This window comes from Planktothricoides sp. SR001, from assembly GCF_001276715.1.
Lineage (GTDB): Bacteria > Cyanobacteriota > Cyanobacteriia > Cyanobacteriales > Laspinemataceae > Planktothricoides > Planktothricoides raciborskii.
This window is the reverse complement of the sequence record NZ_LIUQ01000156.1, coordinates 1-1,238: the sequence shown is the minus strand read 5'-3', so window position 1 is coordinate 1,238 and position 1,238 is coordinate 1. Positions and strand designations below refer to the sequence as shown.

The window sequence follows — 1,238 nt, the reverse complement described above, 5'->3', positions numbered from 1 at the left end:
AGTTAAGCTGACAGAACCACCATTTCCGTAACCAGAGGAGGCCGAAATCACCCCACCAGTGGTATCAATGGCACCACCAGTGGTTTGCAGAGAGACATTCCCTCCAGTCCCTGCCTCTGAATATGATTCAATGTTAATTTTACTGGTGTGAATATCACCCTGGGCAGTTAAGCTGACAGAACCACCATTTCCAAGCTCAGAGTAGGCCGAAATCTCCCCACCAGTGGTATAGATCGCACCATCCTCACTGGTCAGGGTAATATTGCCCGCATTTCCGAAACTCACCGAGGTGGAAATATCTTGGTTAACGGTAATATTCCCTACTGCTTCCAAACTGAAATATCCGCCATCAGTGATAGACATTCCGGTTAACTCATCAGTGACACCACCAATAGTAATATCCCCATTGGGCACTTCAAAAAATGCGCCACCACTGCCAGCAGTTGCTTCTAAATTATCTGCTTCCAGACGCAAAGGTTGGGTTTCTAAACCAATACCCCCTTGACCATAAGTTTGCAGTTGAACTGCACTGGCATTAATTAAAGAATCGCTATTAACCTGAGTAATATTTCCGCCATTGGCATTGATATTAACTTTGTCACTATTCACTTGGTCTAGGATGATGTTTCCGCCACCTGTTAAAACATTCACCTGACCGCCGGTTTCTGTTGTCACGTCACCAGCAGCTAACACTAAACCGGTTTCAGTATTCGGGTCTATGGTGACTGCTGAACTTGTTAAAGTAATGGTGCCATCAGCATTCTGTTGCACTTGAGTGGCGTCAAGAATTTGACTGCCTCCGGTCAATAGTTGTGGTAGAGATAAAGGATTAATTACTCCTTGATTTAATCCCGGTGTGGCGATATCTAAACTTAGGATATTCCCCGGTTGACTAATTCTGACTAGGCTTTCTCCAGGGACAGCAGCAATACTAATATTTCCTCCAGGTGCGGATAGATTTCCACTGTTGATAATGCCGCCACCTAATAAGGTTAAATTTTGCCCGGAATTTAAGGTTAAGTCGCCAAAGTTAACTACCCATCCTGGTTGGGCTAAATCAAAGCTAAAATCACTGGGATTGCCGACTAAGTTTGCCCAGTTATTGTCGCCAATAGATTGGAAACAATTATTATGCCCAAGGCCAATAGATGTGGCGGTGGTAGCGGTAAAATCTGCGGGTACATTTAGGCTGGCATTTGGCCCAAAGAGAATCCCCGCTGGGTTCATTAAGAATAAGT

The 1,238-nt window shown here is 44.7% G+C and carries 1 pseudogene; it reads right to left on the bottom strand.

The window, feature by feature from the left end:
- Window positions 1-1,238, bottom strand: a pseudogene (locus tag AM228_RS28885) (hypothetical protein); the annotation flags it as partial.